The 20,592-nt window shown below is 74.5% G+C and carries 13 protein-coding genes and 1 pseudogene; 7 read left to right on the forward strand and 7 right to left on the reverse strand.

The features are described from left to right. Nucleotides 1-179: 179 nt before the first annotated feature. The 6 genes and pseudogenes from WA762_RS15430 to WA762_RS15455 all read left to right on the forward strand — a co-directional run bounded on the left by WA762_RS15430 (nt 180) and on the right by WA762_RS15455 (nt 8,366). Nucleotides 180-2,426 carry a GTPase gene (locus tag WA762_RS15430; protein WP_335936269.1) on the forward strand — a complete coding sequence of 749 codons (2,247 nt, stop codon included), beginning with the start codon at nt 180-182 and terminating at the stop codon, nt 2,424-2,426. Between the two features lie 164 nt (nt 2,427-2,590). After that, nucleotides 2,591-2,761, forward strand: a pseudogene (locus tag WA762_RS35695) (single-stranded DNA-binding protein); the annotation flags it as partial. 976 nt (nt 2,762-3,737) lie between these two features. Further along, nucleotides 3,738-5,222 (forward strand): LAETG motif-containing sortase-dependent surface protein, encoded by a 1,485-nt coding sequence (locus tag WA762_RS15440; RefSeq protein WP_443080594.1) that lies wholly within the window; start codon nt 3,738-3,740, stop codon nt 5,220-5,222. Between the two features lie 355 nt (nt 5,223-5,577). Continuing rightward, nucleotides 5,578-7,242, forward strand: a complete 1,665-nt coding sequence (gene ettA, locus WA762_RS15445) for an energy-dependent translational throttle protein EttA (RefSeq protein ID WP_335936271.1) — start codon at nt 5,578-5,580, stop codon at nt 7,240-7,242. 6 nt (nt 7,243-7,248) lie between these two features. Further along, nucleotides 7,249-7,671, forward strand: a complete 423-nt coding sequence (locus tag WA762_RS15450) for an acyl-CoA thioesterase (RefSeq protein WP_335936272.1) — start codon at nt 7,249-7,251, stop codon at nt 7,669-7,671. Continuing rightward, a complete protein-coding gene (locus tag WA762_RS15455) occupies nt 7,668-8,366 on the forward strand; it encodes a DUF8185 domain-containing protein (protein ID WP_335936273.1) in 699 nt (232 codons plus the stop codon). Before WA762_RS15450 ends, WA762_RS15455 begins: the two co-directional genes overlap by 4 nt. A gap of 146 nt (nt 8,367-8,512) precedes the next feature. Here the strand turns inward: WA762_RS15455 and WA762_RS15460 are convergent, their stop codons facing one another. From WA762_RS15460 to WA762_RS15470, 3 genes are all read right to left on the reverse strand, one after another. Then, on the reverse strand, nt 8,513-9,826 hold the full coding sequence (locus tag WA762_RS15460) for a serine hydrolase domain-containing protein (RefSeq protein WP_335936274.1): 1,314 nt from the start codon (nt 9,824-9,826) through the stop codon (nt 8,513-8,515). After that, nucleotides 9,823-11,385, reverse strand: coding sequence for an alpha/beta hydrolase (locus tag WA762_RS15465; protein WP_335936275.1), 1,563 nt, complete (start codon nt 11,383-11,385; stop codon nt 9,823-9,825). The genes WA762_RS15460 and WA762_RS15465 overlap by 4 nt, the downstream gene beginning before the upstream one ends. Nucleotides 11,386-11,596: 211 nt before the next feature. Further along, entirely contained in the window at nt 11,597-12,001 is a 405-nt protein-coding gene (locus WA762_RS15470; RefSeq protein ID WP_335936276.1) for a globin, read from the reverse strand. A gap of 201 nt (nt 12,002-12,202) precedes the next feature. Here WA762_RS15470 and WA762_RS15475 point away from each other — a divergent pair, with 201 nt between their 5' ends. Then, entirely contained in the window at nt 12,203-13,186 is a 984-nt protein-coding gene (locus WA762_RS15475; RefSeq protein WP_335936277.1) for a methyltransferase domain-containing protein, read from the forward strand. A 94-nt stretch (nt 13,187-13,280) separates the two neighbouring features. On the opposite strand, the gene WA762_RS15480 is transcribed toward WA762_RS15475, so the two are convergent. The 4 genes from WA762_RS15480 to WA762_RS15495 all read right to left on the reverse strand — a co-directional run bounded on the left by WA762_RS15480 (nt 13,281) and on the right by WA762_RS15495 (nt 20,547). Then, the gene (locus WA762_RS15480) at nt 13,281-14,555 is read right to left on the reverse strand and encodes an FHA domain-containing protein (protein ID WP_335936278.1); all 1,275 of its coding nucleotides are present in this window, start codon (nt 14,553-14,555) and stop codon (nt 13,281-13,283) included. 132 nt (nt 14,556-14,687) lie between these two features. Further along, nucleotides 14,688-16,046 (reverse strand): vWA domain-containing protein, encoded by a 1,359-nt coding sequence (locus tag WA762_RS15485; RefSeq protein WP_335936279.1) that lies wholly within the window; start codon nt 16,044-16,046, stop codon nt 14,688-14,690. 281 nt (nt 16,047-16,327) lie between these two features. Beyond that, nucleotides 16,328-17,917 (reverse strand): protein phosphatase 2C domain-containing protein, encoded by a 1,590-nt coding sequence (locus tag WA762_RS15490; protein WP_335936280.1) that lies wholly within the window; start codon nt 17,915-17,917, stop codon nt 16,328-16,330. A 2-nt stretch (nt 17,918-17,919) separates the two neighbouring features. After that, nucleotides 17,920-20,547 (reverse strand): tetratricopeptide repeat protein, encoded by a 2,628-nt coding sequence (locus WA762_RS15495; RefSeq protein ID WP_335936281.1) that lies wholly within the window; start codon nt 20,545-20,547, stop codon nt 17,920-17,922. Between the last annotated feature and the right edge of the window lie 45 nt (nt 20,548-20,592).

Here is a 20,592-nt window from a genome sequence, read left to right on the forward strand (position 1 = left end):
CTCCGGAGGCCTCGGACGGCTCCGTCCGGGGGCGGCCGCCCTCGGCGGAGTCACCTGCGGACACGGTCGGCGGGACACGCGCGGACACGGCCGGAGACGCGGGCGCGGACGTGGCGGGAGGGGCGGGCGTAGGCCCGACGGGGACCTCCGCAGACACCGGAGCGAGGGGTACGGACGCCATGGAAACGCGCGCGGAGACCAGGAGCGGGCGCACGACGGAGACCGCGGGGACCGCCGAGGGCTGGAACGACGGGCTCATCGCCCGGCGCGCGGCCGCCAGGTCGTCGGCCGGGCCCGGCGTCGGCGTGCTCGACGACGCGCGAACACCGCAGGTCGAGGCATACGCGCCATCCCCCGTCCCGCTCCGGCCCCGGCTCGACGCGCTGCGCGAACTCGTCGGGCTGTCCCGGGCCCGGATCGACGCGGAATCCCTGGCCGAGGCGGGACGGGTCCTCGACGAGGCGGCGGCCCGCCGCCGCCTCTCCTCGCGGCACACCGTCGTCGCCGTCGCCGGGGCGACCGGCAGCGGCAAGTCGACCCTCTTCAACGCGCTCGCGGGCGCCCAGCTCTCCGAGACCGGGCTGCGCAGGCCGACCACCTCCGCCCCGCTCGCCTGCTCCTGGACCGACGGGGCCGCCGGGCTGCTCGACCGGCTCGCCGTCCCGGGCCGGCTCAGGCGCCGCCCGCAGCAGGGGGCCGCGGGCGGCGACGAAGGGCTCCGCGGGCTGGTCCTCGTCGACCTGCCGGACCACGACTCCGCGGCGGCCGGGCACCGCGAGCAGGTCGACCGGGTGCTCGCGCTGGTCGACGCGGTGATCTGGGTCGTCGACCCGGAGAAGTACGCGGACGCGGCCCTGCACGAGCGCTACCTGCGGCCGCTGGCCGGGCACGCCGAGGTCACCTTCGTGGTCCTCAACCAGATCGACCGGCTGCCCGGCGACGCCGCCGACCAGATCCTCGACGACCTGCGCCGGCTGCTGGACGAGGACGGCATGGCCCTGGGCGAACACGGCGAACCGGGCGCCACCGTGCTGCCCGTCTCCGCGCTCACCGGCGAAGGCGTCGGCGAGCTGCGCGAACTGCTGGGCCGGTTCGTCCAGGAGCGCACGGCGGCGGCCCGCCGTCTCTCCGCCGACCTGGACGCCGCCGCGGCCAGGCTCCGCCCGCTCTACGTCGCCGAGGGGCGGCGGCCCGGTCTCGGCGAACAGGCCCGGGAGGAGTTCGCCGACCGACTCGCGGAGGCCGTCGGCGCGGCCGCCGCGGGGCAAGCGGCCGAACGCGAGTGGCGCAGGAACGCGGGGCGGGCGTGCGGCACGCCCTGGTTGCGGCTGTGGCGCTGGTACGAGGCCACCCGGCGGCCGGGAGGGGCGGAGAGTCAGCTGCGCTCCGCGCCGCCCGAGGAACGGCTCACCGCCCGGCAGCACGTCGAGCACGCGGTCCGGATTCTGGCGGCCGAGGCCGCCGGGGGACTGCCGGCCCCCTGGGCGCAGGCGGTCCGCGAGGCCGCGGTGACCGGTGCGGAGGGGCTGCCGGAAGCACTGGACGACCTGGTGGAGCGGGCGGGCGCGGCCGGCGGACCGGGCGGCGCCGGGAGCGCGGGGCGTGCTGGGCGCGCGGATGAGCTCTGTGCCTCAGATGAGCCCCGTGCTTCATACGCGCCCCATGCCCCATGGGGTGTGGTGGAAGGGGAGGGCGACGGGGTCTCGGGTGGTGTGGGAGGTGCGCGTGGGCTCCGGGGGGCACTGACCGGGGGGACGGGAGCGTCGCCCGGAGCATCCGGAGCACCCGGAGTACCCGGAGCATCCGGAGCGGCCGGTGCGTATGCCGATGCGCGTGGAGCGGATGACGTGGGTGGGGCGGCCGGCGTCGGTGGGACGGGTGGCGTGGGTGGGGCGGTCGGCGGGGTCGAGGCGTTCAGGAGGGCTGATGGGGCCAAGGCGTTCTGGTCGTCCGGCGGGTTCGGCGCGTGCCGGGCGTCCCGTGCATCCCGGGTGTTCAGGGCGGCGAGGGCGTCCGGCCGGGCGTCCGGCGGGGCGTGCGGAGGGCGTACGGGTGGGAGGCCGCCCCGGCCCAGGTGGTGGCCCGCCGCCGTGCTGGCGCAGGCGTCGATGACGTTGTTGCAGGTCTTCGGCGGTCTCTGGCTGCTCGGTCAGATCGTCGGCGTGCTCGAACCCGGCTTCCTCGCGCCCGCCCTGGTGATGCTTGCGGGCATCGTCGGCGGGCCGCTGGTGGAGTGGTCCTGTGTGGCCGCGGCGCGGGGACCCGCGCGACGGTACGGGCAGGAGGCCGAGCGGCGGCTGCGCGAGGCGGCGGCGTCCTGCGGCCGGGCGCGGGTGCTCGACCCGGTGGCGGCGGAACTCGTCCGGTATCGCGAGGTGCGGGAGCGGTACGTGGCGGTGACGGAGTTTTCCACAACCGCCCGGTAGTCCACAGGCGCTGACGGGATGTCCGCCTCTCCTTCAGTCTGGATCCGTGACCGCGAGGACGCGGACCGGGACGAAGGGGAGGCGGAGTCATGAACGAGACCCTGGTGACACTGGTGGGGAACGCGGCGACGGGGGTGGAGTACCGCGAGACGGTCGGCGGCGGAATGGCGCGGTTCCGGTTCGCCGTGACACCGCGCCGCTGGGACCGCGGGAAACAGCTCTGGACGGACGGGCACACCAGCTTCTACACCGTGTGGGCGTGGCGGGCGCTGGCGGCGAACCTGTGCGGTTCCGTCTCCGTGGGGGAACCGCTGGTCGTGCACGGCAGGCTGAGGGTGCGTGAGGACGAGCGGGAGGACCGGCGCCGGACATCCGTGGACGTCGAGGCGGTCGCGGTGGGACACGACCTGTCGCGGGGGACGGCTGCCTTCCGACGGGTGATGAGGGCCGGTCCGGGACTCGACGCACGCCCGGCGGGAGCGGCCACGGACGCCACGGACGGCACGGGCGGCTCGGGTACGGCGTCGGCGCGCCCGGACGGACCGGACTGGTCGGGCGGGGCGCCGGGCTGGGGCGCGGGCCCGGGGGCGTCAGCGGAGCCCGGGGCGGCGGGAGTTCAAGGAGCGGGAGGAGTTCCCGGAGTTCCCGGAGTGCCCCGGGCGACGGAGGCGGCCGGTCCACCCGGGGCGGCGAAGGCGCAGGGCCGGGAGGGGCGGGCGAAGGGGGCCGCGAGGGGCGGTCGGGGTGACGGCGCGGAAAGGGTGGAAGGCGGCAAACAGATTGAATTGACCGAATTGGCCGAAGTGGCTGAAGCGCCAGCCGGAGCGATTGGTGCGGTCAAAGCGGTGGAAATGGCCGAACTGATCTGACTGCCTGAACCACTCGAAATGCCCGAACGGGTTGAGTGGAGCGAAAGGAATTAATAGTGCGAATATCTCGAAAAGGACGAACGGGTTGAACCTCTCGGGTGTGCCGAGCATGCCCGGCGGGCCGGGGCCCGGGTGAGGTGGTGGCGGAGTGTGGGGGCGTGTGGGGGCGTGTGACAGCGGGGGAAGGCGTGATGTGGCGTCAAGCCAGCTGCGATAAAGCGGAGTTGACCGCGTGAAGGGGGTGGCGGGTGCGCGGGGGAGGCGTTGGCGTGAGGGTGCGGGGCGGCGAAGGGAACGTGGACACGCGGAACCGGCGATAACGATTCTGATTCGGAATGGTTGTACGACGTTATGACGGGGGATTGTTCATCGCTTCGTCCATAGGATTCCCCCGTACTCACGGGGCACTTGAGTCGACTGGCGGGGCGATCCCCACACGCGCATGAGGCGCGGAGAGTCCCGCCCGGAGGGGAATTCTGTGTTTTCTGCTGATTCAGCGACCGTTTCGTCTTCTTCGAGGACGCCCGATCCGGCACGACGGCGGGGACTGGCCCGGCTGGCCGCGTCCGCGGTGGCGTCCGGTCTGGTGATGACGGGAGCCTTCATCGGCGCCGGCAGCGCGGTCGCCGACGAGGCGCCGCAGCATCAGGGCGGCGCGGCCGCGGTCCTGGACGGGCTGAAGACCTTTGACCGTGCGGTGCTTCACACCAACGGCAGGAACCAGCAGCTGCCCGCCGGGGTCTTCGAGATGACCGTCGACGGCGGCGGCAAGCTCAAGACGTACTGCATCGACATCCACAACCCCACGCAGGACCAGGCGAAGTACCTGGAGACGCCGTGGGACCAGACCTCGCTCGGCGCCAACAAGAACGCGGGCAAGATCCGCTGGATCCTCGAGCACTCCTACCCGAAGGTCGACGACCTCGCGGCGCTCGCGCAGGAGGCCCGCACCGGACCGCTCACCGAGAAGACCGCCGCCGCGGGCACCCAGGTCGCCATCTGGCGCTACTCGGACAACGCCGACGTCGAGGCCACCGACGAGGCGGCGGAGAAGCTCGCCGACTGGCTGGAGAAGAACGCCGTCGCCCAGGCCGAGCCCAAGGCGTCCCTCACCCTGGACCCGGCCGCGGTCTCGGGCCGGTCCGGGGAGCGTCTCGGGCCGATCACCGTCCACACCAACGCCGGCCAGGTCTCCGTGACCCCGCCCGCCGACTCCGCCAGCGGGGTCAAGATCACCGACAAGGGCGGCCAGCCTCTCGCGGGCGCGTCCAACGGCACCCAGCTCTACTTCGACGTCCCGGAGGGCGCCGCTGACGGCTCCGCCTCGCTGACGGTCCAGGCCACCACGTCGGTGCCGGTCGGCCGGGCCTTCGCCAGCGCGACCAAGAGCCAGACCATGATCCTGGCCGGCTCCAGCGACTCCACGGTCTCCGCGACCGCCACCGCGACCTGGGCCAAGAAGGGCGCCATCCCGGCCGTCTCGGCGCAGAAGAACTGCGCCAAGGGCGGCGTCGACGTCACCGCGAGCAACCAGGGCGACGAGCCGTTCACCTTCCAGCTGGCCGGCAAGGAGCACACCGTCGAGGCCGGCAAGTCCGAGACCGTGACCGTCCCGGTCGCCGAGGACCAGGCGTACGACATCACGGTCACCGGCCCCGGGGGCTTCTCCAAGACGTTCAAGGGCGTCCTGGACTGCAAGACCAGCGGCAGCGGCAACGGCGGCGGCGGCCTCGACACCCAGACCGAGGACCAGCCCGTCCCGGCCACGTCCGGCGGCGGCTCGACCGGCGCCGCGGGTGACCTCGCCGAGACCGGTGGCTCCAGCGCCACCCCGGTCATCGCCGGTGTCGCGATCGCCCTCGTCGCCGTCGGCGGCGGCGCGGTCTTCTTCCTCCGCAAGCGCAAGGCGCAGCCCTCCGCGCAGTGACGCGCAGTGATACGGCGCCTCGCGTGGTGACGTCGCTCTCCGCGGTGACGGGACACCTCGCAGTGATGCCGCTCCCCGTGGTAGCGCGGCCCCTCGCATAGGGGGCAGCGGGACCCGGGAGCGGTGTCGCAGCCGCTCGCCGACGGCCCCGGTACGCGATCCGCGTAACGGGGCCGTCGGCGTGCACGGGCCCGGAGGCGCCCGGGGCGGGACGGCGGCGGGGCGGTTCGCGGCGCCCCGCGGCACGCGGCCCGGGGGACCGGCCCCACGCCGGTCGGGCTGGTTTCCATCCTGGGGTGGCGGTCAGGCAAGATGGGGTGTATCTGCCCACACATCGATAGCCGGACGGTTTCTCTTGGCTGAGTACATCTACACCATGCGCAAGACGCGCAAAGCGCACGGCGACAAGGTGATCCTCGATGACGTCACCCTGAACTTCCTGCCCGGTGCGAAGATCGGTGTCGTGGGCCCCAACGGCGCCGGCAAGTCCACGGTGCTGAAGATCATGGCGGGCCTGGAGCAGCCGTCCAACGGTGACGCGTTCCTCTCGCCCGGTTACAGCGTCGGCATCCTCATGCAGGAGCCGCAGCTCGACGAGTCGAAGACGGTCCTGGAGAACGTCCAGGACGGCGCCGCCGAGATCATGGGCAAGCTCAAGCGCTTCAACGAGGTCGCCGAGCTCATGGCGACCGACTACTCCGACGCGCTGATGGAGGAGATGGGCAAGCTCCAGGAGGACCTGGACCACGCCAACGCCTGGGACCTCGACGCGCAGCTGGAGCAGGCCATGGACGCGCTGGGCTGCCCGCCCGGCGACTGGCCGGTCGTCAACCTCTCCGGTGGCGAGAAGCGCCGCGTCGCGCTCTGCAAGCTCCTCATCGAGGCCCCCGACCTGCTGCTCCTCGACGAGCCCACCAACCACCTCGACGCCGAGTCGGTGAACTGGCTGGAGCAGCACCTCTCCAAGTACGCCGGCGCCGTCGTCGCGGTCACCCACGACCGCTACTTCCTGAACAACGTCGCCGAGTGGATCCTGGAGCTCGACCGCGGCCGCGCCCTGCCGTACGAGGGCAACTACTCCACGTACCTCGACAAGAAGGCCGCCCGCCTCAAGGTCGAGGGCCGCAAGGACGAGAAGCGCGCCAAGCGCCTCAAGGAAGAGCTGGAGTGGGTCCGCTCCAACGCCAAGGGCCGGCAGACCAAGTCCAAGGCCCGTCTCGCCCGGTACGAGGAGATGGCGGCCGAGGCGGAGAAGATGCGGAAGCTGGACTTCGAGGAGATCCAGATCCCGCCGGGCCCCCGGCTCGGTTCCATCGTCGTCGAGGTCGAGAACCTCTCGAAGTCCTTCGGCGACAAGGTCCTCATCGACGACCTGTCGTTCACCCTGCCGAGGAACGGCATCGTCGGCGTCATCGGTCCGAACGGCGCGGGCAAGACCACGCTGTTCAAGATGATCCAGGGCCTGGAGACCCCGGACTCCGGCTCCATCAAGATCGGCGAGACGGTCAAGATCTCCTACGTCGACCAGGGCCGGGCCAGCATCGACCCGAAGAAGACGCTCTGGGCCGTCGTCTCGGACGAACTGGACTACATCAACGTCGGCCAGGTCGAGATGCCGTCGCGGGCGTACGTCTCCGCGTTCGGCTTCAAGGGCCCGGACCAGCAGAAGCCGGCCGGCGTCCTGTCCGGTGGTGAGCGCAACCGCCTCAACCTGGCGCTGACGCTGAAGGAGGGCGGCAACCTGCTCCTCCTCGACGAGCCCACCAACGACCTCGACGTCGAGACCCTGTCCTCGCTGGAGAACGCGCTGCTGGAGTTCCCGGGCGCCGCGGTGGTCATCTCCCACGACCGCTGGTTCCTGGACCGCGTCGCCACGCACATCCTGGCGTACGAGGGCGACTCCAAGTGGTACTGGTTCGAGGGCAACTTCGAGTCGTACGAGAAGAACAAGATCGACCGCCTCGGCCCGGACGCGGCCCGCCCGCACCGTGCCACGTACAAGAAGCTCACGCGAGGCTGATCCGACTTGGCACGTCACATCTACCAGTGCCCGCTGCGCTGGTCGGACATGGACGCCTTCGGGCACGTCAACAACGTGGTCTTCCTCCGCTATCTGGAGGAGGCGCGCATCGACTTCATGTTCCGACTGGCGCCGGGCGACGGTTCGCCGTCCTTCTCGGGCGGTTCCGTCGTGGCGCGGCACGAGATCGACTACGTGCGCCCGCTGGTCCACCGGCACGAACCGGTGACCGTCGAGTCATGGGTGACGAAGATCGGCGCCGCGTCGCTGACGATCGAGTACGAGATCAAGGACCCGGACCAGGTGTACGTGCGGGCCGCGACCGTCGTCGTCCCGTACAACCTGGCGGAGGGGCGGCCCCGGCGGATCAGCGCCGAGGAGCGGCTCTTTCTCCAGCAGTACCTGGCCGAGGAGCCCGCTGCGGCATGACCGTGCCCGTGCTGCCGCTGGAGTTCGCCGACGCGAGGGAGACCGCGGATCTCGCGGCCTTCCTCGCGCGGCTCCTCCACTACGACCGGGCCGCCGCGGTGCGGATGCAGGCGGGCGGCAGCGCGCTGGCCGTGTTCGGCCGGCCGCCGTCGTTCGAGGTGCTGGCGATCCGCACGGCACGGCTGACCGCACGGCACGACGTCGACATCACGGTGTCCGCCGGGGAGCTGCTGGAATCGCTCGGACCGCCCGGCGCCGAGGGCGCGGCCACCGGGACGGGCGCCCTGCCGGACGCCGTCACCGGGCCGCCGTGGACCGGGGTGCTTCCGCCCCGCGGCGGCTGGCGGGAACTGCCGGGCCTGCCCGGCCCCGTCTCCCTGGGCGCGGCGGTCACCACCGCGGTGGCGGAGTTCCGCACCCGCGACGAGGCGCTGCCCGCCGCCCGGCGCACCCGGGCGGAGCGGGACCGGATCGGCCGCGAGATCTGGTCGCGCACCGTCGGCTCCACCGCGCTTCCGCTGCGGGCCGTGCACGCCGCCCTGTCCCTGGGGTTCCTCCGCCCGGCGCCGGACTTCCCGGTCGCCCTGCTCGCGGCGGGTTCCTGGCTGCGGCTGCGGACCCCGTTCGGCTCGATCGCCCTGCGCGGCCCGGGGGGCGGGCTCGGCGCGCTCGACGTGTCGGTGGGCGCGGGCTGAACGGCCGAGCGGGCCCGTTCCGCCGCCGGCCCCGGTTCGCGCCCGGACCGTGCACGGACTGCGCCTGGACCTTGCACGGGCTGTGCCCGGTTCGCGCGGGCCGTGCCCCGGCTCGCGGCCTCGCTCGGTCTTCGCCCGGTTCCCGCTCAGCGGCCGGTCAGGGCACGGTCCACCAGGCGCAGTCCGGCCGCATCCTGGGCGTCCTGCGCCGGGTCGCCCATCCGCAGGGTGAAGGCGGCACTGGCCACGGCCCGGGAGCCGTCCGGGACCACCCCGCTCTCGGAGACGACCCCCAGATGGGTGCCGCCGTGGAACCAGATCCCGCCCCGGCTCCCGGCCACCGGACGCCAGGCGATGCCGAGCCCGTAACGCACCCCCGGCGCCGCGCTCCAGCCCTCGGCCGCCACCGTCTCCTTCATCGCGGCGAGCTGCGCCGGGCGCAGCAGCCGGCCGGCCATCAGGGCGCGCAGGAAGACCCCGTGGTCATGGGTGGTGCTGATGACCGAGCCGTCCGCCCCGCCCCCGGAGGCCAGCGTCGTGTCGGTCGGCCGGTCGCAGTCCGGGAACCAGGTGTACGCGGCGGCCGTGGGCGCCGGGACGTACGGCGAGGCGCCCGGGGTGAACGTGTGGCGCAGGCCCAGCGGGCCGATGATCCGGTCGTGGAGCTCCTGCGCCCAGGGGTTGCCCGTCGCCCGTTCGACGACCAGTCCCGCCAGCACGTAGTTGGTGTTGGAGTAGCCCCAGCGCCGTTCCCGCTCGGGGTGGTCCGCCTCCGGCAGCCAGAGGGGCGGCCGGGTCAGGGCGGCCCTGAGCTGCTCCTCGGGGGACGTGGTGCGGAAGCGTGAGCGGCGATACCCGTCCGGGGTGAAGGCGTCGGCCGCGTCGGGGGAGACGGCGAGGTAGTCGTTCAGGCCGCTGGTCTGCCGCAGCAGGTTGGCCACCGTGATCCGGCGGCCGTCGTTCCCGTTCCCCCGCACCGCGCCGGGCAGCCACCGTTCGACGGTGTCGGTGAGCGCGAGCCGTCCCTCACCGACGAGTTGCAGGGCGAGCACAGCGGTGAACGTCTTGGTGTCGCTGCCGATCCGGTAGTACGCGTCCCACGGGACCGGGCCGCGCGGGTCCGACAGATCGGCGCGGCCGGCCCGGGCCGTGGTCCGGCCCCCGGCGGTCTGCACCTCGGCCAGCACGCCGGTCGCCCCGGCGGCCAGGACCGCGTCCACATCGCGCTGGAGACGGCCGCGCGGACCCGCGCCGGGGCGTGCGGCCGGGCCGGTACGAGGGGCGCCGCGAGGCCCGGCGCCGGGGCGGGCGGGGCTCCCGGGGCGGGGGCCTGCGGCGCTCGCCGCGGTGGCGGTCGCGCCGGTGAGCAGGGCCGCCGCCGCGGTCGCCAGCCCCGCACGCCGGCTGACCGGCGCACCGGCTGCCCGGCCGTCCGCCCCGTCCGGGCGGCGGGCGGTCACCGGACCTCCCCGGGGCGCGGGCAGGTCGCGTCGGCGGCGGGGAGCGTGCCGTCGCGCAGATAGCGGACGACGGCCCGGTCGGCGCAGGGGACGGGGGTGAGGCCGTCGAGTCCGCGCCCGAACACCCCGTGCGCGCGGATGTCGGCGGTCACCAGCCGCGACCCGGTCAGGCGGCGGTGCAGCGCCAGCGCCCCGTCGTACGGCACGTTGTCGTCGTACCTGGCCTGGAGCATCAGCACGGGAACGTCGTTGCCGATCACGGTGGCGGGCTCGCGGGACGTGCCGGTCCAGAACGCGCACGGGGCCATCATGCCGTTGACGAGCGGGCCGAACACGGGCTGGGACGCCCGGCTGCGCTCCATGTTCCGCCAGTACGTCTCCGGGTCCTTCGGCCAGCCGCCGGCCGGCCAGCCGGGGTCGCCGCACATGAACAGGGCCCCGCCCAGCATGGAGTCCGCCAGTTCGGGCGACGCCAGCAGGTCCAGCAGGGACGCGAGTTCCGGGCCCGGCTCGACCGGCCGGCCCGCGGCGGCGTCGACCAGGTCGCGCACGGTGCCGGCGAGCGCCGGGTCGTACTCCTCGTGCTGGATGAACTGGCGCAGGATCAGCCGCAGCAGCGGGGCGTCGAGCCGGACGCCGGAGACGGTGACCGGGCGCCGCTCGGCCCCGTCCAGCAGGGCCTGGACGCTCGACCGCACCCGGGCGGGCGTGTTCCCCAGCCGGTAGGCGGCGTCGTGCCGGGCGGTCCACCCGGCCCAGGCGTCCAGCGCCTCCTCCAGCGGCTCGCCCGCCCGCTGGAACAGCTCGTACTGGGTGGCGGCGGGGTCGGTGGAGGAGTCGACGACGATCCGGTCGGCGCGGTGCGGGAACATCTGGGCGTACACGGCGCCCAGATCGGCGCCGTACGAGACGCCGTAGTACGACAGCCCGCGCTCGCCCAGCGCCGCGCGGATCGCGTCCATGTCACGGGCCACGTTCCGCGTCGTGGCGTGCGGCAGGAACCGGGCGTTCTCCCCGTGCTCCCGGCAACGGCGCGCGGTGTCCCGGGCGTCGCGCACCGCCGCCTCGAAGTCGTCGCGCCGGGTCGTGGTGGGGCCGGGCGCCGGCGTCGGGGCGGCGGGGCCGCAGACGAGGGGCGTGGACTCGCCGAGGAAACGCGGGTCGAAGCCGATCAGGTCGTAACGGTCCGCCGCGTCCTTCAACGCGGGCCGCAGCCGCAGGGTCTCGGCCAGCCCGGCGCCGCCGGGGCCGCCCGGGTTGGACAGCAGGATGCCCCGCCGCTCGCCGGGCGCGCCGGTGGCCCGGACGCGGGAGACGGCGATCCGGATCGTCGGGCCGCCGGGATCGGCGTAGTCGAGCGGGACGGTCACCTCGGTGCACCGGGCGCCCGCCTCGCGCAGTTCCTTCTGCTGCGGCGGGCAGGGACCCCAGACGAGCCGCTGACGGGCGGGTGCGGCGGCCTGGGCGGCGGCGGGGGAGGCGGTGGCCGAAGCGGGCAGGGCGCCCGCGAGTAAGCAGGTCAGGCCCAGCCCGGCGGTGGCCAGTGAGGCGACGCGCATCGTGCTCCTCGGTTCGGGTGGACGGTTCCCGCACGACGCTAGGGGCGTGCGCGGTACGGGAACATCGGGCCACCCGGCCGGTGCGTCCGGGGGACAGCACCACCCCGTGCCGGTCCAGGAGAAGCGCGACCCCGCGCCGTCCCGTCCACCGGTCCGCGCTCCGGGAGGGCGCGGGGGAGGGCGGGGCGGGCGGGGAGGAGGAGACGGCGGGTCAGCCCTCGGCGTTCACCATCGAGGCGGCGGCGTAGGTGAGGTACTGCCACAGCCGCTGCTCGTGCTCCGGCTCCAGTCCGAGTTCGTCCAGCGCGACCCGCATGTGCGCCAGCCAGGCGTCGTGCGCCGCCCGGTCCACCCGGAACGGGACGTGCCGCATCCGCAGCCGGGGATGCCCGCGCCGCTCGCCGTACGTACGGGGGCCGCCCCAGTACTGCATGAGGAACAGCCTGAACCGTTCCTCGGCGGGGCCCAAGTCCTCCTCCGGGTACATCGGCCTGAGCAGCGGGTCCTCGGCGACCCCCTGGTAGAAGCGATGCACCAGGCGCCGGAAGGTCTCCTCGCCGCCGACCTGCTCGTAGAAGGTCTGCTCCTGCAGCGTGTCGCGGGGAATCTCAGTCACCCGTCCATCGTCGCAGACGCACCGGCCGAGTACCCGGGTCCTAGGACCCTGCTCCGGCCCCGCCCGGCCCCCGCAGGTCCCGGTCGTTTCCCGTCGGCTGTGCCCCGTTCCGGTCGGGACCGGCCTGTTCCGGTCGGGACCGGCCCGGTTCCTGGCCGGCGGGGACCGCGCGCAGGAAGGTGGAGGCAGGAAGGTGGAGACATGGACGACTCGCGTCCGGACCGGTTCGCCGAGGCCGCCGCCGAGGAGCGGCGGGCGATGGTGCGGGGGATCGTGGCCGGTGGAGCCCTGGGCGATCCGCGATGGCGGGCCGCGTTCGAGGAGGTGCCGCGCCATCTCTTCGTGCCGTACTACTTCGTGGCCGGAGGGGCGGAAAGGCTGTGGTGCGAGGACCCCGACCCGGCCCGCCGGGCCCGGTGGCTGCGCGGGGCGTACGCGGACGAGGCGCTGGCCATCCGGATCAGGGACGGCGAGCTGATCTCGTCGAGCAGCCAGCCGTCGCTGATGGCCCGGATGCTCGAAGAACTGGACGTACGCGACGGACAACGGGTCCTGGAGATCGGTGCGGGCAGCGGCTACAACGCGGCGCTGCTCGCGCACCGGCTCGGCGACGACGCCGTGACCACTGTCGACCTCGACCCGGAGATCACCGAGTCGGCCCGTCGGCACCTGACCGCGGCCGGTCACCGCCCGGCGGTGATCACCGGGGACGGGGCCCGGGGCTGGCCGCCGCGCGGCCCGTACGACCGGATCATCGCGACCTGCACCCTGTCGCGGGTACCGGCGGCCTGGCTGACGCAGTGTGTGCCGGGCGCGCGGATCCTGGCGCCGTTCGCCACCGGGCTGATCGCGCTGCGGGTGCCGGAGGGCGGGCACGGCCGGTGCGCCGAGGGCCGGTTCCTGCACACGCCCGCCTATTTCGTGCCGCTGCGGGGCGGCCCACCGGACGCCGTCCGGTATCCGCACCCGGGCGCACTCCCCAGACGGTTCAGCCGAAACGAACTCTTCCGCTTCCTGCTGGAGCTCACTGGATCCCGCCTCGATCCGCACGAGGCCCTCTCCCTCTGGCGGCGCGAGGGGCGCCCCGAGCGGGAGAGGTTCGGCATCACCGTGCGGGACGGACGGCAGTGGGCCTGGCTGGACGACCCGGAGGGGCCGTACGCCTGGCCCCTGCCCGACGGGTAGCTCCCCGCCGGGCCGTCAGCCGTGGTGAGGCGGCGCGGCCGGCGGCGACCGGTCGCGGCGGGGCCGGGCAGCCGGTCGCCGCGGAGCCGGGCCGTCAGTCGCGGCGGATGGTGAGCGTCGTCCACGCCCCGACGTGCACCCGGTCGCCGTCCTTGAGCGGGACCGGGACATAGGGCTGGATCGGGTCCTCGGCGCCGTTGAGCGTGGTGCCGTTGGTGGAGTTCTGGTCCACCACGGCCCAGCCGCCGTCGGGCTGCCGCACCAGCACCGCGTGCTGGTGCGAGACGCCCGGGTCCTCCGGCGGCACGGACAGGTCGACGTCGGGGGACTCGCCGGTGCTGTGCCTGCGGCGGCCGACCGTGACCTGGTCGCCGGTGAGCGCGACCCGCTGCTCCGGGGAGTACGCGGGCAGGTTGAGACCGTTCGCCTCCGGGCCGCTGCGCTGCATCATCGCCAGGAAGTAGTCGCGGTCCGGGGCGATGACGGCGGTCCAGCTCGCGGGCGGCCGGTCCGGGCCCCCGCCAGGCGACGGCGGCTGCTGCGCGGACTGCTGGGGCCCGGTCGGCGGCGACAGCATCCAGTCGTCGTCACCGGACTGCGGCGGCGTCGGCCGGGGCGCGGGCGGCTGGGACGCCGGGGCCGCGGTCGGGCCGGGCCGCTCGAACGCGGGCGGCGCGGACTGCTGCTGGAACGGCGACGGGGGCGGCTGCTGGAACAGCGGCGGAGGCCCCTGCTGCTGGAACGGCTGCGGCGGCTGAGGCGACTGCGGAGCCTGGGGCGTCTGAAGACCCGGGGGCGTCTGTGGGCCCGGGGGCGTCTGCTGGCCCGGGCCGGGGGCGGACCCATGACCGGGCGCCGACGGCGCGGCGAGGCCGGGGCCGGGCGCGGGGGCCGGGGGCTCGGGGCGGCCTCCCCGCTCGGGGGAGAGCGGCTCGGCCGGGCGGTTCACCTGGGAGGGCCGCGAACCCTGGTAGTCGAACGGGTCGGTCAGCCGCTGCGGCCCCGACGGCTGCTGTGCCTGGAAACCCGGCGGCAGGTTCAGGCCGGGCGGCGGGCCGGCCGCGGCGCTGGGGCGCGGGGCCAGCGGCGTGTACGAGGTCGCCTTGTTCGTCAGGAAGTTCCAGCGGCACTCCTCGCAGAACGGCGCCATCGCCTCGCGGGGGGTGCGGCACTGCGGGCAGAGCTCGGCCTGCTGGGGCGCGTCCGCGCCGGGCGGCGGCCCCTGCGGGTGGCCGAACCCGGGAGCGGGCGGCGGGGGAGGCGGCGGAGGGACCGAGCCCGCGGGAGCGCCCGCGCCGGTCATGCGATGGCCGCAGACCTCGCACCAGTCCTCGGAACCCGACTGGTGTCCGTTCGGGCAGGTCGGCATGTCGGCGCTTCCCCCTCTCTCGTCCGGCCCCGCGCGGGGCCGTGATTCCTCGTGCTCCTCGCCGCCCGACGGATCGCTCCGGCCGACGGCCCGACTGCGCGGTGGTGCGGTCGTGCGGTGGTGTTCGTACGGCTATCGCTTGACGCGAACGGTCTTGGTGGAGCGCGTTTCGAGTGTCATCGAGTCGGCCTCCGCGACCTTCGCCTTCAGTCGCACAGTACCGGTCGCGGCATCGACGACGTCCACCACCTTCGAAAGCAGTTTCGCAGTCTCCTCGTTCCCGGACGCCGACGCCAGCTGCACCGCGCGGCCCAGTTTCGCGGTCGCGCTGTCGAAATCTCCCGCTTTACGGGCATTCAGCCCCTGCTGGATGACCTGGGCCAGTTCCGCCTGGCCGGTGTAGTGCGCGACCTGGGGATTGATCGAGGTGGAGGCCGCCAGGTCGTCGGTCCACACCGCCCGTACCAGGCCCTGGGAGAGCGTCTGCGGCATCCCGCCGGCGGGGTCGGGCAGGATCAGCGAGACCCGGGTCGCCAGCATCTCCTGACCGATCCCCGCCTCCGGCACCTGGACGCACACGTGGTAGTCGCGCGACTCGTCGCCCCAGGAACCCGTCGGGTAGTCCGCGGCTCTGGGGCCCGCCTCGGTGCGGCGTCCGGTCAGGTCGACGACCGTCGGCGCGACCTGCTTGACGAACCTGATCGCGGCGCCGACGGGCGTCCAGAGCCGCAGCGCGACGTCCGCGACCTCCTTGCCCATCGCGTTCTCCATCATCCGCGTGAAGTCCGCGGTCAGCCCCGCCGGATCGGCGACGATGTCGGCCGTGCCGAGCAGGGCGGAGGCGATGCCGGTGACCTCCTCCACCTCCCAGTCGGTGCCGACGCCCCGGGCGTCGCAGGTGAAACGGCCCGCGCAGGACTCCAGGGCGGCCCGCAGATCCTCCGGCGCCTCGTGCTCGTTGCGGCCGTCGGTCAGCAGGACGCCGTGCCGGATCTCGACGTCGGCCGCGCCGAGCAGCCGGTCGGCCAGCCGCAGCCAGGTCCCGATCGCCGTGCCGCCGCCGGCGGCGAGCGAACGCAGCGCCTCCTTCGCCTGCGCCCTGGTCCGCGCGTCGGCCACCGCGAGCCGGCCGCCGCCCGGATAGACCTCCTTGGCGACATGGGTGCCGCCGACCACGGCGAATGAGGTCCCGTCGCGCAGGGTGTCGATCGCCGCGGCCGTCGCGTCGCGGGCGTTGCGCATCTTCGTCGGCGGATAGTCCATGGAACCGGAGCAGTCGACCATGATCACCACGGCGGCCCGCGCCGGCCGCCGCGGTCCGGGCGCGGGCGTCGCGTCCGCACCGGGCAGCGGGAAGCCGCCGGTGGTGCCGCCTCCGGTCGAGGTGACCGTGACGATCGCGTCGACCTCGCGGCCGCCGGCCGGAAGGAACTCGTTCTGGTACACCTCGACGGAGAACTGCGGCACGTTCGACTTGGAGAAGTTGGCCATCTGATCGGCTCCTCGGGGCTCCGGATGTCGGATGAGGACAGCTGCGGGGAAGGGACGGGCGGGGGCGGAACCGGAACCGGGCTCAGGACCGGCCCCGGAGACGGAAACCGAACCGGAACCGGGACCGGGCTCAGGACCGGAGCCAGGACCGGCGCCGAGCGGAAGCCGGAACCGGAGGCGAGACCCTGCTCGGGCGTCGTGCGACGGGACTCTCGCAATGGCACTTGCGTAACGGGACTCGTGCGACGGGACTCGTGCGACGGGACTCGTGCGGCGGGGCCTCATGGGGTGCGGCAGCCCGGCCCCGCCTCCTGCGGCGGCGCCGCGAACGGCAGCAGGGCCACTGTGACGTTGTCGTGGCCCCCGCCGTCGAGCGCGTGGCCCACCAGCGCCCGGGCGGCGTGCAGCGGTCGCGACCGCGCGTCGTCCGGCACCGCCGCCGCCATCCCGGCGGCCGACTCCGCGTAGTTCCACAGGCCGTCGGTGCACACCACCACGAGTCCCGGCCGGTCCGGTCGGAACGACGCGGTGTGCGGGTCCACCTCGTACGCGTCGGCGCCGAGCCAGCCCGTGATCGCGTGGGCGCGGTCGTCCGCGTACGCCTGGGCCTCGTTCATCAGGCCCGCCGCCACCATCTGCGCGGCCCAGGAGTCGTCCTCGGTGAGCCGAGCGGGCGGGGCGGAACGGTCGTCCGGCACCCAGTAGACGCGGCTGTCGCCGACCCAGCCGACCACCAGCAGGCCCCCCGCCACGATCGCGCCGACCAGGGTGCACGCAGGGGCGTTCTCCTGCCGCCGCGGGTCGGACTCCGGCGCGCGGCCGGTCTCCGCGGCCAGGGAGTCGACCGATGCGGCGGCCGCGACGATCGCCTCGTGCATCGCCTGCTGGGGGTGGACGCCGCGCGGCAGCGACTCCAGCAGCGACTCGTTGGCCGCGCTCGCGGCGGCGGCCGACGCCTCGTCGGGGCGGCTCGCGGAGGAGACGCCGTCGCAGACGATCGCGACGACGGCCGGCGAGCCGTCGGGCAGCGCGGTGGTCGACACCGCGAACGAGTCCTCGTTGCGGTGGTGGCGCAGCCCCCGGTCGCTGACGGCGGCGACCGAACCGAGCTCCTGCTCCATGTGGTCGCGCTCGCGCGGCTGGGCATGACCGCAGTTCTCGCAGTAGCCGTCGGTGTCGACCCGGCCCGCGCGGCACGCCACGCACAGCTTGGCGCCGACCGGAGGCGTGGCGAACGGCCCGTCGGCACGGGTGCGCGGGTCGGCAGCGGTGGACGCGGCGGACGCGGGGGAGGGGGCCGGCGCCCCGGCGGGAACCGGCGGGGCCGAGGGGGCCAGCGGGGCCGAGGGGACCGGAAGGGTCCCGGGCCCGTCCGTGGCCCCGGGCCCGTCCGTGGCCCCGGGCCCGTCCGTGGCCCCGGGACCGGTCGCGGCCTTCGGCGCGGCCAGCTCGAAGTCCCCCGAATGCCCTGAACCAGGTGAATCCGGCGAATCCGGTGAATGCCCCGACTCTGTCGGGTTCCCGGAATGCGTCGAGCGCCCCGAAGCTCCCGACTCCGGCTCCGTCGAATGCTCCGTGTCCAGAGACCCGTCCGTTCCGCCGGACCGGCCCCGCGCGGGGCGGCCCTCCGGCAGGTCCTTCGACGCGCCCTCCGGCGGGCCTTCCGACGGGCTCTGGGCCGAGGCGGGGGCGGCGGGCGACGCGCCGGGCCCGGCCGGTACGGCCAGGGCGATCGTCGGGCGGTCCGGCGGCGGCGCGGGCACGGCCGACAGGTCGTACCCGCACGCACCGCAGAACCGGTCCCCCGACTCCGCCGGCTCCGCACAGCCGGGGCACTTCGACAGGGTCGTCTCCAGGGGCTTCTGCGACATCCTCACACCCACGTCCGGGGGCGGAAACGGTTGGCCCGCTCCACCAGTTCGATCCTCTCGTCGCCGGGCTCAGCGAGCCGGGCGAGCATCCGGTACGAGCGCTCCAGCCCAAACCGCAGGCCGCGTTCGTCCCACTCACTGCCGAGCAGCGTTCCCGGCGCACCCGGCGCACCCGGCGTGCTCGTTCCGCCGGCCGCGGGGCTGCCGGAGAGCACCCAGTCCAGCGCCACCCCCAGCACCTCCGTCGACAACTCCTCGCGGCGCACCGCGTCCAGGCCGAGTCCGGCCAAGGCCGTCACCTGGTCTGCGGCGGCCGTCAGATCGGCGAACAACGGCTCGCCCGGCTCCCGTTCGCGCAGCCGGGCCCGCACCGCGGCGACCCTGGCCGCCGTGTAGTGGATCGACGCCTCGGGCACGGACTCCAGCGCCGCCACCGCACCGGCCCGGTCCCCGGCCGCCAGCCGCACCCGGGCCAGGCCGAACGCAGCGCTGACGAAGCCCGGATCGGTCGCCCACACCAGCCGGTAGTACTCGGCGGCGTTGTCCAACTGCCCCAGGACCTCCGCGCAGATCCCCAGCGCCAGCTTCGGCGCCGGCTCACCGGGGAACGCGTCGTACACCGCGTCGAAGGACAGCGCCGCGTTCTCGTGGTCGCCGGTCACCAGCGAGGCGACCCCGCGGCACCAGATCACCCGCCAGTCGTCCGGGTGCCGGGTCTCCAGTTCGGCCAGGGCGCCCGACGCGGCGTCGAGTTCGCCCGTCTCCAGGCGGGCCCGCAGCTCCCGCAACCGGGTCTCCGGGGAGGCCGCCGGCACGGCGCCCAGCGCGGCGAGCAGCTCGGCCGGGGCGGTGGCCATCAGCCCGGCGAGGAAGCCGGCGTTGGGGTCGCTCGCGTCGACCCGGGGCACGGGCAGCGCGAGCGAGGCGGCCGGCGCGTCGAGCCGGGCCGGCCGGGGACCGCCCGGGACGTACGACGCGGACCGCGCGCCCGGGACGCCCGGAGCGGCCGGGCCGCCGGGCACGGCCGCCGGGACCCGGGGGCCGGGGACCGCGACCGGAGGGCCGGACCGCCCGGTCCGCCCCGGACCGGCGGCGGGCCGGGCGCCCAGCCGGGACACCTCGCCCGCCGGCTCCGGGAACAACCGTGTGTCCGTGACCCGTGTCTCCGCGCCGAACAGCGTCGACAGCGCCGGGCGCGGCCGCCCCGTCTGGAGCGCCACCACCTCGCGCAGCACCCCCGTCAGCTGCTCCGCCATCTCCGCCGCCGAGGCGAACCGCCGCCCCGGATCGGGGTCGGTGGCCCGCACCAGCAGCCGGTAGAACGACTCGTAGGTCCGGAACACCTCGATGTTGTCCGGGTCCGGCAGCGAGTCCGCGAAGACGTTGGTGTAGCCCTGGAAGTCGAAGGTCAGCACCGCGAGCGTCCGGGCGACCGTGTAGAGGTCCGACGCCACCGACGGGCCGACCTCGGCGACCTCCGGCGCCTGGTACCCGACCGTGCCGTAGACGGCCGACTCGTCGTCGTCCATCCGGCGCACCGCGCCCATGTCGATCAGCTTCAGCTGGCCCTCGGTCTGGATCGCGTTGTCGACCTTGAAGTCGCAGTACAGCAGGTTGCGGCTGTGCAGATGCCCGAGCGCCTCCAGTGCCTCGATGCCGTACGCGCACGCCTGCTCGACCGGCAGCGGGTCGCGCCTCCCGGCAGGGGTGCGCCGCGCGTTCGCGATCTCCTTGAGCGACTTGCCGCCGACGTACTCCATCACTATGTAGCCGTCGAGCGAGCCGGTGCGCTGGTCGAGGTGCTCGACGAAGTTGTAGATGCGGACGATGTTGGCGTGCTCGATCTCGGCGAGGAAGCGGCGCTCCGAGATCGCGGCGGCCATGGCGTCCTGGTCGCCGGTGTCGAGCAGACCCTTGAGCACCACCCAACGGTCCGACACGGCACGGTCGACCGCCAGATAGACCCAGCCGAGGCCGCCGTGCGCCAGGCAGCCCGCCACCTCGTACTGGCCGTGCACCACATCGCCCGCGGCGAGCTTGGGCACGAAGGAGTACGGATGGCCGCACTTGACGCAGAACCCCTCCGTCCGGCCCGGCCGCCCGCCGCGGGCCCGGCCCACCGGCGCCCCGCAGTCGGACCGCGAACAGAACCGCTTCCGTTCCGGAACCTCCGGGTCGGCCATCACCGCCGAGCGCGGGTCGGGCCGCGGCACGTCCGGCACCTGCACCAGACCCGCACCCAGCCGGCCCCGGCCGGACACGCCCGAGGACGAACCGGAGGAGCGCACCGAGACCGAGGGGGAGGTGGTCGCCCCGGACAGCGCGCGCGACAACCGCCCCGACACCGACCGCCGGGACGCCGACGAACGCGACGAGGAACGGGCGGAGGCGCGGGACGAGGCCCCGGACGCCGACGCCTGCGAACCGCCGCCCCGGCCACCGTGGCCTCCCCGGCTCCCTCCGCCTCCCCGGCCGTCCGGGCCGTGGCCCGCGATCCCGGTGGGCGGCGAACCCACCATGCCCGTCGGGGAGACGACCGGCGCCAGACCGCAGGTGTCGCAGTACAGCTCACCGCCGCCCATGTCCTCGTAACGGCCCTCGCACGAGGGGCGCTGGCACCGCGCGCTCATCTTCCGTCCCCCTGTCCGCCTGGCCGCAGCGGCGGCCGTTCCACC

Source organism: Streptomyces tyrfis, assembly GCF_037034285.1.
Taxonomy (GTDB): domain Bacteria; phylum Actinomycetota; class Actinomycetes; order Streptomycetales; family Streptomycetaceae; genus Streptomyces.